A 13308-nucleotide genomic window follows, 5' to 3' on the forward strand; every position below is an offset into this window, starting at 1 on the left:
AAGCGGATCCGCCAAGTGGCGGCCCTTCCGCATCCCCTCGTCGCAGTCCCGGCCGCCGGAGAGACCATGAAGTTCGCCTTTGCCGGCATCGATTTCCTCGGCGGCGTCTTCGACGGGCTGCTCGAGGCCGGCTGGACCCCGATCAAGCTGTTCACCCGGCCCTGCGACGGCATCTACGACCACAACGAGACCGTGGTGGCGCGCGCCCGGCAGTTCCGTATTCCGATCCAGCTCTCGCGCATCCGCACGGCCGACCTCGACGCGCTCCAGGCCGCACATGGGCGCGACTGGGCGCTGGTGGTGGCGGGCTATCCCTGGCTGGTGACCGGCTGGCGGGGCCGGGCCGCCTACGGGCTGAACTTCCATCCCTCGCCGCTGCCGACGGGGCGCGGGCCCTACCCGCTCTTCCGGGCGATCGAGGAGGGCTACGAGAGCTGGGGCGTCACTGCCCACGTGCTGGCCGACGGCTTCGACACCGGGGACATCATCGCGCAGGACATCTTCCCGCTCCCCGCGAACGAGGATCACGAAGGCCTCCTCGCCAAGTGCCAGATGGCGGCCCGCCGCATCGCGACGGGCCCGATCGCGCGGGACCTGCCGCAGCGCTGGCGCCGGGCCGAGCCGCAGGGCGACGGCTCCTACTGGCCGCGGGCGACGGATGCCGACCGCACCCTCGATTTCCGCGCCGGCGTCGATGCGGTGCTGCGCCGGGTGCGCGCCTTCGGCGCCATCGAGACCCTGGCGCGCCTCGACGACGGCCGCATCTTCGTGGCCGAGGCCAGCGGCTGGCACGAGGTGCACGGCCATACACCCGGCAGCGTGGTGCACCGCTACCGCCGCCACCTCGTGATCGCGGCCCGCGACGGCTACGTCCAGATCACCCGCTGGTCGCCGGTGCCGCTCGCGGAGGCCGGCCGGATCGGCCGCTGAGCCGATGCCGCCGATGCGCCGCAAGGGCGACCTTCCCGTGAAGACCTGCGCGCAATGCGGCCGGCCCTTCACGTGGCGCAAGAAATGGGAGCGGGTCTGGGAGGCGGTGCGCTACTGCTCCGACCGCTGCCGGGCCGAGGCGCGGCGCGGACGGGGTCAGGAGCCGGAGCGGCCTGCCTGAAGCGCCGCCAGCGACTCAGGCGTGTCGATGTCGAGCCGGCTGCCCGGATCGCCCGGGATCTCCAGCACGTCGGTGCGCCCCGCCAGCAGCGGGCCGGCGCCGCGGTCGCCCGTGAGCCGGGAGAGATCGGCGGCGAGGCGGCGCCGGTTCAGCAGGACCGGGTTGCCGCGGCGCCCGCCCGCGACCGGGACCACGGCCGCCTGCGTGCCGTCGAAGGCGGCGGCGAGGCGCTCGACCAGGGCCGGCGCGACCCGCGGCATGTCGCCGAGCATCACCACCGCCCCGGCGCAGCGTTCCGGCAGGGCGGCGAGCCCGGCCCGCAGCGAGGTCGAGAGGCCGGCGGCGAAGTCCGGGTTCTCGGCGAAGGCGAGGTCGAGGCCCGCCAGGGCCGCCCCCACCGAGGCCGCATGGGCGCCGAGCACGGCGACGACCGGCCGCAGGCGCGTGGCGAGGGCGGCCTCCGCGGCGTGCCGCACGAGGGGGCGCCCGTCGAGCGCGGCCAGGAGCTTCGGACTCGCGCCGAACCGGGTGCCGCGCCCCGCCGCCAGCAGGACGATGCCGGTCTCAGGCATCGCCGTCCTCGGCGCTCTCGCCGCCGGCGCGCGGCTGCGGGCGCGAGACGATCTCCATCAGGAGGCCGCCGACGCCGAGCGCGACGATGTCGGCGCGGGTCACCGTCAGCCCCGCGAGCAGGCGGTGCAGCACCCAGTCGAAGCCGTTCTCCTTCGGCGAGCGGGCGCAGCCCGGCGCGCCGATCACCGGCATGCCGCCGAGACGGCCGACGAGCAGGAGGTTGCCGGGATCGACCGGCATGCCGAGATGGTCGACGCCGCCCCCCGCCCGCTCCAGGCCGGCGGGGATCACGTCCCGTCGGTCGGCGATGGCCGAGGCGCCGAAGACGATCGCGAGATCGGCCCCTGCGTCCGTCAGCCCGGCCAGCGCCTCGGCGACCGCGGCGGCCTCGTGCGGAACCCGGTGCTCGGCGAGGATCGTCGCGCCCGTGGGGGCGAGGCGCCCGGAGAGCACGGCAAGGGTGCGGTCGATCGTGGCCGGCTTCAGGCCCGGCAGCAGCGTCGAGACGACGCCGACGCGCCTGCGGCGATAGGGGGCGACGCGCAGCGCCGGCCCGGCCGCAGCCGCGACGGCCCGCGCCAGGGTCTCGCCGGCGACCGCGTAGGGGATGATCTTGACGGTGCCCACCATCTCGCCGGCCACCACCGGCTTGAAGGGCGCCAGGGTCGCGAGCGTCACGGCCTCGTCCACGGCGTTCACCGCATCGACGATTTCCCGCTCCACCAAGAGCACCCCGGCCGTCTCCGCATACAGGTTGCAGCGGCCGGTGAACGGCGCCTCGGCGACGAGGCCGGCGCCCGCGACATGCTGGGCGAGGCGGCTGGCCGCCTCGTCCTCGCCGACGTCGCCGGGCTCGAGCCGCACCGCCACCACCTCGCCGATGCCGGCCCGGGCGAGGTCGGCCGTCATCTCGGGCGGGATGGTGCGGCCCTTGCGCAGGGTGGCGTCGGCGGTGCGCAGGGTATGGGCGGTGATGAGCCCGCCGGCCTCGGCCACGGGCACGGGGCCGAATCTCACGCCTGGTCCCCCGGGCGGCGCAGGGCCTGCACGATCTCGCCGAGCACCGAGAGTGCGATCTCGGCCGGGGTCGCCGCGCCGATGTCGAGCCCGATCGGTGCGCGGATGCGGGCGGTCTCGGCCTCCGAGAAACCGGCCTCCGCGAGCCGCGCGAGCCGGGCGGCATGCGTCTTCCGGGAGCCCAGCGCCCCCACATAGAAGCAGCCGGCGCGAAGCGCCGCCTGAAGCGCCGGATCGTCGATCTTCGGATCGTGGGTGAGGGCGGCGAGCGCGCAATAGGGGTCGAGGGGCGGCACCCGGCCACCGAGTGCCCTGTCCGGCCACTCGGCCGCGAGCTCGGTGCCGGGGAAGCGCTCCGGGCTCGCGAAGGCGGTGCGCGGGTCGATCACGGTCAGCGCGAGGTCGAGGGCGGCGGCCATCGGCACGAGGGCCTGCGAGATGTGGACGGCGCCGATCACCACGAGGCGCACGGGCGGCACCTGCACGGTGAGGAAGTGCGTGCGCCCCTCCGCCTCGACGAGCCCGCTCCTGCCCGAGGCCAGGGCCTTGCGCAGAAGCGGCGCGAGCGGATCGCCGGCCAGCGCCTCCGCCGTCACGAGGCGCTGCGTCCCCTCCGCGATATCGGTGACGAGAATGGCCGGGCGGCGCGCGGCCCGCTCGGCGTTCAGGGCCCGGAGGATCTCGCCGCGCATCAATCGACCCGCTCGACATAGACGCGGATGCGTCCGCCGCAGGACAGGCCGACCCGCCATGCGGTCTCGTCGGCCACGCCGAATTCGAGGATGCGGGGCTTGCCCTCGGCGATCACGTCGAGGGCGTCGGCGATCACGGCGCCCTCGACGCAGCCGCCCGAGACCGAGCCGAGAAAGCTCCCGGCCTCGTCGATGACGAGATGGCTGCCCACCGGCCGCGGGGCCGAGCCCCAGGTCTCGATCACCGTGGCGAGCGCCACCCCGCGCCCCGCGCGCCGCCACGCCTCGGCGGCGGCCAGGATGTCGGTGTCGGAGGAGAGCATGGATCTGGGCCTTGTGATCCCGGAGCGCCTCGGCAGGCTCCGGATCGTCCGGAGGTATGGCGTGCCGTGTCGGACGCAAGATACGGGCGCGCCGTAGGGCCCAGTACGCATCGGCATGTCGGGCTGTCATACGACATCCGGGCGATCCCTTCGGGATGGCGGATGTCGCCTTCGCTCAGGCGCCGCGCGGGCTTGCTGAGACCGCCTCCGGTCTGATCAACCGGACGCGGTATCAGGCGGCGCCCACCAGCGACAGGATGCCCCGTGCGCCGGCGGGCTCGGTCTGCGCCGGGGCGCTGCAAGTCCGGTTCCGCCCGGTCGCCTTGGCCTCGTAGAGCGCGGCGTCGGCGCGCCGGTAGAGGTCCGCGGCGGCGCCGACTCCGGGCCGGCCGGTCGCGAGGCCGATGCTGACGGTGACGGCCGGAATTCCCGGTGCTCCCGCCGGGAGGCGCGAGGCCGTGCGGCGGATGGTCTCCGCGACGCGGGCGGCGCCCTCCGCATCCGTGGCGGGCAGGAGCACCGCGAATTCCTCGCCGCCGACGCGGGCGACGAGGTCGGCCGGCCGGTGGATGCTCGCCGCCAGGGCCCGGGCGAGGCTCCTGAGCACCGCGTCGCCGGCCGCGTGGCCGTGCCGGTCGTTGATGCGCTTGAAATGGTCGGCATCGACGATGAGGAGCGAGAGCGGGCCGCCATCGGCGCGGGCCGCCCGGTCCCAGGCTTCGTCGAAAGCCTCCTCGAAGCGGCGACGGTTGGCGAGCCCGGTGAGTGGGTCGGTGCGCGAGAGCCGCGTGAGCTCCGCCTGCATCGCGGCGCTGCGGCCGAGCTCTCGCCCGAAGAGCAGGCACAGGCCGATGGCCAGCCCGCACAGGGCGAGCACGACCGCCCCGATCACCAAGGCCTTCGCCCGCCAGCCCGCCTCGATCTCCCGGGTCGCCAGCGCCACGTCGAGGACGAGCGGCAGGCCGCCGACCCGGGTGAAGGTATGCTGGCGCTCGACGCCGTCCCATCCGGAGCGTGCCACGAAGCCGCCGCTCTCGGCGCCCCCGAAACGCGCGAAGGTGGCCGCACCCGCGCTCCCCGGGCCGGCTTCCGGGTGGCGCAGGATCCGAACACCGTCGCGGCGGTAGAGCTTGATCGCGCCGAGCCCGCCGAGTTCGATCCGGTCGAACAGGCGGGTGAAATACGAGAGCCTCAGGATCCCGAGGGCGATGCCGCCGAAGGAGCCGTCCGGCTTCTGGATCCGCCTGCTCAGCACGATGACGGGCGTGCCGGTGACCCGCGAGACGATCGGCTCGCTGATATGGAGGCCGAGATCGGGATCGGCCTTGTGGGCGCGGAAATAGGCCCGGTCGGCATTGTTGACCCGCCGCGCCGGCACCGCGTCGGCGTCGAACACGCTGTCGCCGTTCTCGTCGAGCACGGCCATCCCGGCGAGGTGGTCGGCCGTCGCGGCCGGCCCGAACAGCAGGCGCTGGCGCAGGTCCGGGGCGATGTCCTCGATTCCGGGCGCGTCGAGATTGGCGATGACGGCGAGCAGCGAGCGATCGACGACCGCGATGGTGCGCACGATGTCGCTGTCGATCACCTGGAGCAGGTTCCGCGAGGTCTGCTCCGCCTTGGCCCAGGTCTCGCGCCGCAGTTCCAGCAGCATCAGCCCGGATACGGCGAGCATGCCCAGGGGGGCGAGGACGCCGAGAAGGATCCAGCTCCGTGTGCGGAGTTGGCGCATGGAACCACTCCGCCACGTCGCAGGCGAATGCGCCTGCTACCCGCCCGATCTCGCCCGTTTTCCCCTCACCAAAGCCTTACGCGCGGCCCGCCGGTGCCGCCTCGGGCCGCCGGGCTCGGATCATGGCTAACGCTCCGTCGCCGCGATCCGGGCTTCGCTCACAGGCGGCGGGGGCTCGCCGATGCGGGCTCCGCCAGCCGGAGGCGGGGGCGGTTCGGGCCGTGCCCGATCGCGCCGCGATCGCCATCCGGCCCGGCGGACAGTGCCCGGCAGGTCCGGTTCCGCCCAGTCGCCTTGGCCTCGTAGAGCGCGGCATCGGCGCGGCCGTAGAGGTCCGAGGCGCCGCCCTCGCTCTGGGCCGTGGCGAGGCCGATGCTCACGGTGACCGCGCCCGCGCCGATCCCGGCGGCGCCGACGGCGAGGGCGGCCACCTCGGCATGGATCCGATCCGCGATGCGGGCGGCGCCCTCCGCACCGGTGCCGGGGAGGAGCAGCGCGAATTCCTCGCCGCCCACGCGGGCGACGAGGTCGTCCGGCCGGTGGACACTTGCCGCCAGGGCGCCGGCTAGGGCTTTCAGCACCGCGTCGCCCACCGCGTGGCCGTAGCGGTCGTTGTAGCGCTTGAAATGGTCGGCATCGACGATGAGGAGCGAGAGCGGGTCGCTCCCGCTCCCGAAGCGCTCGAAGGCCTGGGACAGCGCGTCCTCGAAGCGGCGGCGGTTGGCGAGCCCGGTCAGGGCATCGGTGCGGGAGAGCCGGGCCAGTTCCGCCTCCACCGCGGCGCGGCGGCGAAGTTCCCGGCCGAACAGCAGCGACAGCCCGATGGTGAGCCCGCACAGGACCAGCACCACCGCGCCGATCACCAGGGCCCGCACGCGCCACTCGGCCTCGATCTCCCGCGTCGCCAGGGCGACGTTGAGGATGAGCGGCAGGTCGCCGACCTGGGTGAAGGTGTAGAGGCGCTCGACGCCGTCCCGCACGGCGGTCCCGACCACCCGGCCGCTCCGCGCGCCGGCGAAGAGCTCGAAATTCGTCGAGCCCGCGATGTTCGCGCCGATATTGGCGGCGACGGCCGGGTAGCGGGTGATGCGCGTGCCGTCGCGGCGGTAGAGGTTGATCGCGCCGAGCCGGCCCAGTTCGAGCCGCGCGAACAGGCGATCGAAATAGGAGAGCGAGAGGCTGGCGAGCACCAGGCCGCCGAAGGAGCCGTCCGGCTTGTCGATCCGGCGGCTCAGCACGACGATGCTGTTGCCGCCCAGGCGCGAGACTAGGGGCTGGCTGATGTGGAGCCCGAGATTGGGATCGGCCTTGTGGGCCTGGAAATAGGCGCGGTCCGCGTTGTTCAGCCGCCGCGCGGGCCAGCCGGCCGCGTCGATCACGCTGTCGCCGTTCTCGTCGAGCACGAGCATCACGCCGAGATCCTTGGCGCTCGCCGCGCGGTCGAACAGGATCAGCTGGCGCAGCTCCGGGCTCGCCTCCGCCGCGCCGGGCGCCTTCAGGTTGTCGATGACGGCCTGGAGCGACAGGTCGATGATCTCGACGTTGCGCGCGATGTCGCGCTCGACCACCTGCAGCAGGTTCCGCGAGGTCTGCTCGGCCCGCTCCCAGGCGTCCCAGCGCATCTCGACGAGCATCACGGCCGAGACGGCGACCATGCCGATGGGTGCGAGGATTCCGAGAAGGATCCAGGTGCGGGCCGATCGCAGCCAGGACGCCAAGCGGCGCGGCGAACCCATCTCGATCGGCCCCCTAGAGGATTCTCCGCCGGACCGGCGGCTGGTTCGGCGCAAGAACATGCGCCTCGTCAACGCGATGGAGCTTCCTTCGCGATCCATGGATCGAGGAGGAAGCTCTAGACTGGCCCTCTATTTCCGGGCCTTTATCCGATCAAAAGCTGAATGTCCGATTTAAGAGGCCGGTCCAGGGCGCTCCCGGCCCAAGTCGAGGCCGGTCCTGCGAACGAGAACCTTTCGGAACAAGGCCTCGGAGCCGTTTGCCGAGTCCGGATCAGGCGGGCGCGCCGATCGCGTCGCAGCGGAAGGCGCCGTAGCCGCCGCGGGCGAGGCGCGAGGCCAGGGCCGGCAGGAACAGGGCCGCCTCCTCGGCGAGGCGCCAGGGCGGGTTCACCACGATCAGCCCGGTGCCGGCGAGGCGCGTGCCGTCGGGCCGGTCGACCATCAGGTCGAGGCGCAGGCCGGGGCGCTGCAGGTCTTGGTCGAGGGCCTGCGCCATGCGGTCGACGGCCCCGGCATCCTTGATCGGATACCAGGCCAGAAAGATCCCGGTCGGCCATTTCCGCACGGCCTTGGCGAGGTGGAGGCCCAGGCGCGCGACCTCGCCGGGCACCTCGTAGGGCGGGTCGATCAGCACGAGCCCGCGCCGCTCGGGCGGCGGGATCATGGCGTTGATCGCCGTCCAGCCGTCGAGATGGACCACCTTGGTGCGCGAATCCCGGTTGTAGCGCTCGCGCAGGGTCTCGATGTCGACCGGGTGCAACTCCACGAAGACGCCGCGGTCGCCCGGGCGCAGGGCCTCGCGGATCACGGCCGGCGAGCCCGGATAGGTGGTGTCGCCATGGCGCGTCCGCACGGCCGCCACCGCCGCGCGGTAGGGTTCGAGGAGCGCCTCGACCGGTTCGGGGAAGGGTTCGTCGAGGAGGCCCCAGCCCTCGCGCCACTCGCCGGTGCGCTCCGCCTCATCGGCGGTCAGGTCGTAGAGGCCGAGCCCCGCAAAGGCGTCGATGGCCCGGAAGGGGGTGGGCTTGAGGCAGAGATGCGCCAGCACCCGCGCCAGCACGAGGTGCTTGAGGACGTCGCAGAAATTGCCCGCGTGGAAGGCGTGCCGGTAATTCATGCGGGCGGCTTCGTGTCTCTCGCAGGTCCCCGCGGCGCCGTCGCGGCCGGGGGAGGGCTCCCGCCGATCGGGAGTTCGCGAGGTGCCCTTACACGAAGTCGCGCTGCACCGCAGGCACGGGGCCGCCCAGGCGCGGGATCAGCGCCCGGCGCCGACCGCGATGTCCCGGCTGCGGCAGTTCTGCCGTGCGAGGTCGGGGCAGGGGGTGAAGCCGCGCAGGTCCTTCGAGAAGCAGATCCGCACCTCCTGCAGCGCGCCGCGCGCGCAGGCGACCTGCATCGTGTCGGGGCGCAGGCCCCGGTTCGCCGCCACGAACAGGCGCGCGATCTCGATCGGGGCCATGCGCCGGTCGCTGCCGCCGCCCTTCAGTTCGTCCGGGATCGTCACCGCCTCGCGGGCGTCGCGGGCGGCGCGGAAATAGGCGGCGGGGTCGAGGCCCGAGCAGGTGCCGTGCTTGCGCCACTCGTAGCGGGCGAGGCCCTCGCTCGGATAGACCGCGCCCGCCACCTCCATCGCCTGCCGGGTGGGCGCGCGCTCCACCGCCGAGCAGTTCTGCGGATAGCCGCGCTCGTATTGCGGCCAGAGCCCGTGCACGACGAAGCCGAGGCCGCGGCCCGGGGCGCATTGGCGCGCGTCGGGGCGGTCGGCGGTCTCGCAATAGGTCGGCGACCAGGACAGGGCGAGGACGTAGAAGTCGAAGGCGCCCGGCCGGTCGCCGCGGTTGAAGCCGCCGAAATCCTGCGCCCCCGCCGCCGCGGGCAGCAGCCCGAGCAGGCAGGCGGCCGCACGCCCGAATCGTCTCAAAAGCCCGTCCCGCATGACCGTCCCCCCGAAAGGTCGAAGCGTATGGGTGTGCCGCTAGCCTACGGCCGCGCCATGCGGCAGGCGGTGGCGTAGGCGTAGCTCAGGTCGCGGTCGAGGCCGTGGATGCAGAACTCGACGCCCCAGGTCGAGCCGATGATGCCGAGGTTCTCGCGGACCGAGTAATCGACCTTGCGGCGCACGCCGTCGGAGGTGGTGGCGGTCGCCGAGCAGAAGCGGCGCGGGATATAGTCGAGGCCGTAGGGCCGCCACGCGGTCCGCTCGATCCGGTCGAAGGCCACGATCGTGAGCGAGGAGTTCCAGAACTTCGCTTCCTTCTCGGCGAACTGGTCCGAGACCTTCTCCAGCACGCCCGGGTCCTGGCAGCCGGGGATGTTCGCGTCGTAGGGGAAGGTGTGCTCCTCGGCGGGCTCGATCTCCTCGCGGGCCGAGCGGGCGAGCGCCGGCTGCAGGGCGGCCAGCAGCATCAGGCCGGCACCGAGGGCGGCGGGGAGCCGGCGCGTCTTCGCGGAGGTGGACGACATGGGCGGACTCGTACGCTCGGGTTCCTGCATCCGGAGGACGATGAACCGGGCCGTCCCCGAGTCAAGCCGCAGGCGCCGGCTGCGGTCGATTCCCGCCGCGGTGCGGCAGGGCGGTCACATCGAATCCGTCCTGTCCGGCGGCGCGCCTCGGCATCAGTAGAGCGGGCCCGGCGAGGCGGCCGGCGGGCTGATCGAGAGGGGCATGTCGTCGAATTCGGCGGCCCGCGGCGGCGCGGCGCGGACGGGCGCGGGCCGCGGCGGCACCGAGGCGTAGGCCGCCGGAGCCTGATGCAGGGCGGGCTCCTGCGGGCGGGCCGGGGCGCGGGCCACCTGCGTCGGCGCGCGGTTCTGCGACATCGGGGTCACACCGTAGGGATCGTCCTCCTCGACGTCGATCGGCGCCTGCGGCGGGGCGGGCTGGCGCGGTGGCGGCAGCGGCCGCGAGGGCGTGCGGCCCTCGGCGCCGAGGCGCGGCGTGAACTTGATGAGCGGCTGGCAGATGCGGCGCAGGCCCCGCGGATCGTGCCGGGCGAGATCCACGTGGATGTGGTCGTAGTGGAAGACGTTCGAGCCGGGCGCCAGCACGGTGCTGAAGCGCTGGCAGGCGCCCAGGAAGACCTCGCGCAGGAAGCCCTGCTCGGCCTCGGTGCCGCGCCAGCCGCCCTTCACGGTGATGACGTAGCCGTCGGCCAGCTTGAAGGACATGATGTCCACGGCATTGCCGAAGGAATGCTCGGAGAGCTTGGCGCCGGGCTGGTTGTTGCGCCCGCGGCAGGCATAGGAGCCGGCGTTGATCTCGGCCACGGGCTGGCCGAAATACATCTCGGCCGCCGGCTGGATCGTGTCGGCGAGCCACGCCTCGGCCTCGGAGAGCGCCGGGCAGCCCAGGGTCATGCGCTGCTTGAGCGCGACGGTGCCGCCCGCGAGCCGCGTCACCCGGAAGGGCTGCTGCATGCCGCAGGGGCCGGGCCCGTCGATCTCCTTGACCGGGGTGATGAACTCGGTCGGGGTCACGAGCTTCTTGGACAGGCAGATCTGCTCCGCCTGGTCCCGCCATGGGTCGCGCCGCTCGAACTTGTTGAGCGCACAGCCCGTGAGCCCCGCGCCGGCCAGCGCCAGGGCGGAGAACGCAATTACGCTACGCCACATGGCGCGGAGAATGCGCAGCTGTCCGTAAAGCCTTCGTCAACGTTGCTCCGGCGTTGACAGGATCGGCCCGGGCCGGACAGACCGGGCCATGCTCTCGCTTCTCGACATCCGCTCCCGCATCGAGGCCGGCCAGCTCACCCCGGCCGGCGCCGTCGACCTCTGCCGCGCGGCGATCGCCGCCCGCGACCCGGGGATCGGTGCCCTGGCGAGCCTGCACGCGGAGGCGGCGGTGCCGGAGGCGGGGCCGCTCGCCGGCATCGCGGTCGGCGTGAAGGACATCATCGACACTGCCGACATGCCCACGCAGATGGGCTCGCCCATCTATGCCGGCTGGCAGCCGAAGGCCGATGCCGCGGTGGTGGCGCGCCTGCGCCGCCTCGGCGCCGTGATCCTCGCCAAGACCACGACCTCGCCCTTCGCCAGCGCCGATCCGACGCAGACGCGCAACCCGCACGATCCCGGCCGCACGCCGGGCGGCTCCTCGGCGGGCTCGGCCGCGGCGGTGGGCGCGGGCCTGCTGCCCCTGGCGCTCGGCACGCAGACGGCGGGCTCGGTGATCCGGCCCGCGAGCTTCTGCGGCTGCGCCGCGATCAAGCCCTCCTTCCGGCTGCTGCCGACGGTGGGCGTGAAGACCTTCTCCTGGGCCCTCGACACGCTCGGCCTGTTCGCGGCCGGCACCCAGGACCTCGCCCACGCCCTCGCCCTCCTCGCCAACCGCCCGGAGATCGAGGGCGTCACGGTCGCGGCGCCGCGCATCGGCCTCGTCCTGCAGGATTTCGCAGGCGAGGCCGAGCCGGAGGCGCGCGTCGCCCTGGAGACCGCCCGGCGCGCCGCCGAGCGGGCCGGCGCCCGCGTCGACGATCTCGCCCTGCCCGAGCCGATGCCGGAGGCCTGGGCGCGCCAGCGGGTGATCCAGGACTACGAGGCGGCCCAGGCCCTCGGCTGGGAATACGCGACGCATCGCGCCGCCCTGTCCGAGCAGCTCGGCCAGCATCTCGACGGGGCGCAGGCCATCCCGGCCGCCGAGTACGACGCGGCGCGCCGCGCCGCCCACCATGCCCGCCGCGCCCTGAAGGGCTTGTTCTCCGACTACGACGCGCTGCTGACCTTCTCGGCGCCGGGCCACGCGCCGCAGGGCCTCGCCTCGACGGGCGACCCGCGCTTCAACCGGCTCTGGACGCTGATGGGCGTACCTTGCGTGAACGTGCCGGTGCCGGGCGGCCCGCTGCCGGTCGGCGTGCAGGTGATCGCCCGGTTCGGCGACGACGGCCGCGCCCTCGCCGTGGCGCGGCTGATCGAGGATGCGCTGGCGCGCGGGTGATCAGCGGTCCCGGGGCTCCCCGAGCACGTCCTCCACGTAGATCTGCTCGAGCATCACCTTGATCACCGCCATGAGCGGCAGGGCCAGCGCGATGCCCCACAGGCCGAAGATCACGCCGAGCAGGAGCTGACCGGCGAAGATCGTGGCGGGCGGGATGTCGAGCGCCCGCTTCTGGATGAAGGGCGTGAGCCCGTAGCTCTCCAGGGTCTGCACCGCGAGATAGACGCCGAGCGCACCGAGCACCGCGTTCGCCCCCGAGGCGAGGCTCGCGAGCAGGATGATCACGCCCGCGACCAGCGGTCCGATCGTCGGCACGAAGGCGAGCAGGCCCGCCTGCAACCCGAGGATCAGCGCGCCGCCGATCCCGAGGAAGGCGAGACCCGCCCAGGTGAACAGGAAGATCACCGCCATGGTGAGGAGCTGGCCGAACAGCCAGTGCCGCAGGGTCTCGCCCGCCCCGTCGAGGACGGAGGCCCCGCGCGGGCGCCTGCGCGGTGGCACGAAGCGCAGCACGCCGTCGCGGTAGCTGCCCGGATCGGCCGCGAAGGCGATGCCGAGGAACACGATCACCGCGATGTTGCCGAGCGCGTTGAACAGGCCGAGCACCACGGTCGCCGCAGGTCCCAGCACGTTGCCGGCATCCGACAGGAGCGAGCCCGGGCTCTTCAGGATCCCCGCCGCGAGACCCTGCAGCCCGCCGGGCTTCTGCCCGTCCTTCGTTTCGGAAGCCGGCTTGCCGTCCTCGCCGGTCCCACCAGGGAAGGAGGGCACGTCGATGCCGCGCTGCGCGAGCCAGTCGCGCACCGTGCCGGCCTGGGCGCTCACCGTCTGGCCGAGGTCGCGGCCCTGCTGGGCGATGGTGGCGCCGCCGACGCTCGCCAAGCCCGCCGTGCCGGCCGCCAGGGCGAGGCAGACGGCGGTGAGCCGCAGCCAGCGCGGCAGGGGGAAGGCGTGCCCGAGCGCCCGGGTCAGCCCGTCGAGGAAGACGCCGAGCAGCACGCCCGAGAAGATCAGGAGCAGGGTGTCCGCCGCCCGCCAGGCGAGCGCGAGCAGGACGCAGAAAGAGACCACGCCGATGCCCGAGAGCGCGAGCGGCCGCGCGCCCCGCCAGGGCCCGACTGGCGGCCCGCCCGGATCCGTCCTGCCGTCGCCTGTCGCCAAGTCCGGTGCGATGTCCGCCGTCATGCCTGTTCC

14 protein-coding genes are annotated in these 13308 nt (G+C 73.6%); 3 read left to right on the forward strand and 11 right to left on the reverse strand.

The window, feature by feature from the left end; all coding sequences use genetic code 11:
• Window positions 1–66: 66 nt before the first annotated feature.
• Together MTDSW087_RS09200 and MTDSW087_RS09205 are read left to right on the forward strand one after the other, a co-directional pair.
• A complete protein-coding gene (locus tag MTDSW087_RS09200) occupies window positions 67–930 on the forward strand; it encodes a formyltransferase family protein (protein ID WP_144763020.1) in 864 nt (287 codons plus the stop codon).
• 4 nt (window positions 931–934) lie between these two features.
• The gene (locus tag MTDSW087_RS09205; protein WP_186383791.1) at window positions 935–1111 is read left to right on the forward strand and encodes a DUF2256 domain-containing protein; all 177 of its coding nucleotides are present in this window, start codon (window positions 935–937) and stop codon (window positions 1109–1111) included.
• Here the strand turns inward: MTDSW087_RS09205 and MTDSW087_RS09210 are convergent.
• The 10 genes from MTDSW087_RS09210 to MTDSW087_RS09255 form a co-directional block, all read right to left on the reverse strand.
• On the reverse strand, window positions 1087–1683 hold the full coding sequence (locus MTDSW087_RS09210) for a nucleotidyltransferase family protein (protein ID WP_144763024.1): 597 nt from the start codon (window positions 1681–1683) through the stop codon (window positions 1087–1089). The genes MTDSW087_RS09205 and MTDSW087_RS09210 overlap by 25 nt on opposite strands.
• Window positions 1676–2701: a molybdopterin-binding protein gene (locus MTDSW087_RS09215; RefSeq protein WP_144763026.1), complete on the reverse strand. Its 1026-nt coding sequence runs from the start codon at window positions 2699–2701 to the stop codon at window positions 1676–1678. The genes MTDSW087_RS09210 and MTDSW087_RS09215 overlap by 8 nt, the downstream gene beginning before the upstream one ends.
• Window positions 2698–3393, reverse strand: a complete 696-nt coding sequence (locus MTDSW087_RS09220; RefSeq protein ID WP_144763028.1) for an XdhC family protein — start codon at window positions 3391–3393, stop codon at window positions 2698–2700. The genes MTDSW087_RS09215 and MTDSW087_RS09220 overlap by 4 nt, the downstream gene beginning before the upstream one ends.
• Window positions 3393–3716 (reverse strand): XdhC family protein, encoded by a 324-nt coding sequence (locus tag MTDSW087_RS09225; RefSeq protein WP_144763030.1) that lies wholly within the window; start codon window positions 3714–3716, stop codon window positions 3393–3395. Before MTDSW087_RS09225 ends, MTDSW087_RS09220 begins: the two co-directional genes overlap by 1 nt.
• 232 nt (window positions 3717–3948) lie before the next feature.
• Window positions 3949–5445, reverse strand: a complete 1497-nt coding sequence (locus tag MTDSW087_RS09230; protein ID WP_144763032.1) for a GGDEF domain-containing protein — start codon at window positions 5443–5445, stop codon at window positions 3949–3951.
• A gap of 158 nt (window positions 5446–5603) precedes the next feature.
• Entirely contained in the window at window positions 5604–7181 is a 1578-nt protein-coding gene (locus MTDSW087_RS09235) for a sensor domain-containing diguanylate cyclase (protein ID WP_144763034.1), read from the reverse strand.
• A gap of 271 nt (window positions 7182–7452) precedes the next feature.
• A complete protein-coding gene (locus tag MTDSW087_RS09240; protein WP_144763036.1) occupies window positions 7453–8298 on the reverse strand; it encodes a 23S rRNA (adenine(2030)-N(6))-methyltransferase RlmJ in 846 nt (281 codons plus the stop codon).
• 138 nt (window positions 8299–8436) lie between these two features.
• A complete protein-coding gene (locus tag MTDSW087_RS09245) occupies window positions 8437–9117 on the reverse strand; it encodes a ribonuclease T2 family protein (protein ID WP_144763038.1) in 681 nt (226 codons plus the stop codon).
• Between the two features lie 44 nt (window positions 9118–9161).
• Window positions 9162–9587: a hypothetical protein gene (locus tag MTDSW087_RS09250; RefSeq protein WP_373322010.1), complete on the reverse strand. Its 426-nt coding sequence runs from the start codon at window positions 9585–9587 to the stop codon at window positions 9162–9164.
• A gap of 210 nt (window positions 9588–9797) precedes the next feature.
• Window positions 9798–10793, reverse strand: coding sequence for an extensin-like domain-containing protein (locus MTDSW087_RS09255; RefSeq protein WP_144763042.1), 996 nt, complete (start codon window positions 10791–10793; stop codon window positions 9798–9800).
• A gap of 88 nt (window positions 10794–10881) precedes the next feature.
• Between MTDSW087_RS09255 and MTDSW087_RS09260 the strand changes: the two genes are divergently transcribed.
• Window positions 10882–12114, forward strand: coding sequence for an amidase (locus MTDSW087_RS09260; RefSeq protein ID WP_144763044.1), 1233 nt, complete (start codon window positions 10882–10884; stop codon window positions 12112–12114).
• Here the strand turns inward: MTDSW087_RS09260 and MTDSW087_RS09265 are convergent, their stop codons facing one another.
• Complete coding sequence (locus tag MTDSW087_RS09265) at window positions 12115–13299, reverse strand: AI-2E family transporter (protein WP_144763046.1); 1185 nt, start codon at window positions 13297–13299, stop codon at window positions 12115–12117.
• Between the last annotated feature and the right edge of the window lie 9 nt (window positions 13300–13308).

Source organism: Methylobacterium dankookense (genome assembly GCF_902141855.1).
GTDB lineage: Bacteria > Pseudomonadota > Alphaproteobacteria > Rhizobiales > Beijerinckiaceae > Methylobacterium > Methylobacterium dankookense.